1 protein-coding gene is annotated in these 850 nt (G+C 78.1%); it reads left to right on the forward strand.

Features of this window, described 5'->3' with window-relative positions; translation table 11 throughout:
- Positions 1–137 precede the first annotated feature (137 nt).
- The coding region (locus tag GTW08_RS16920; protein ID WP_275938989.1) for a galactokinase at positions 138–850 on the forward strand (713 nt) is incomplete at its 3' end.

Genomic DNA, 850 nt, shown 5'->3' on the forward strand with positions numbered 1-850 from the left:
ACGGCCGTCATCGTGCCCCGGCGCCCCGGCCACCCGGCGCAGGGGTCGGCTACCGTGCCCGCGCCCCCGGCCGCCACCTGCCGCGGGATCCGTCCCGACCATGCCACCGACCACGCACCAGTACGTCCGGAGCTGCCATGTCCACCGTCGCCGACGCCTTCGCCACCCGTCACGGGGCGGCCCCGACCGGGGTCTGGTTCGCCCCCGGGCGGGTCAACCTGATCGGCGAGCACACCGACTACAACGACGGCTTCGTGCTGCCCTTCGCGCTGCCGCACCGGGCCGTCGTCGCCGCGGCGCCCGCGGCCGGGGGCCGCAGCCGGGTCCGGTCGGTGCAGGAGCCGGGCGCCCCGGTGGAGTTCTCCGCGGCCTCCGTGGTGCCCGGCGAGGTGCCCGGCTGGGCGGCCTACGTGGCCGGGACCTGCTGGGCGTTCCGCGAGGCCGGCTACCCGGTGGGCGAGGTGGAGCTGGAGCTGGACTCCGACGTGCCGGTCGGGGCCGGGCTGTCGTCGTCGGCGGCGGTGGAGTGCGCGGTCGGCGTCGCGCTCGCCGGGCTCGCCGGGGCCGACGTCGACCCGACCACGCTGGCCCGGATCGCGCGGCGCGCGGAGAACGAGTTCGTCGGCGCCCCCACGGGCGGCATGGACCAGATGGCCTCGATGCACGGGCGCGCCGGCCGGCTGGTGTTCCTCGACACCCGCGGCGACACCGTCGAGCTGGTCCCCTTCGACCTGCCGGCGCACGACCTGGAGCTGCTGGTCATCGACACCCGGGCGCCGCACGCGCACGCCTCGGGCGAGTACGGCGCCCGGCGCGCCGACTGCGAGGCCGCGGCCGCCGCCCTCGGCGT

Origin of the sequence: Pseudonocardia sp. SID8383, from assembly GCF_009864975.1 — a bacterium.
In the GTDB taxonomy this organism is placed as follows: Bacteria; Actinomycetota; Actinomycetes; order Mycobacteriales; family Pseudonocardiaceae; genus Pseudonocardia; species Pseudonocardia alni.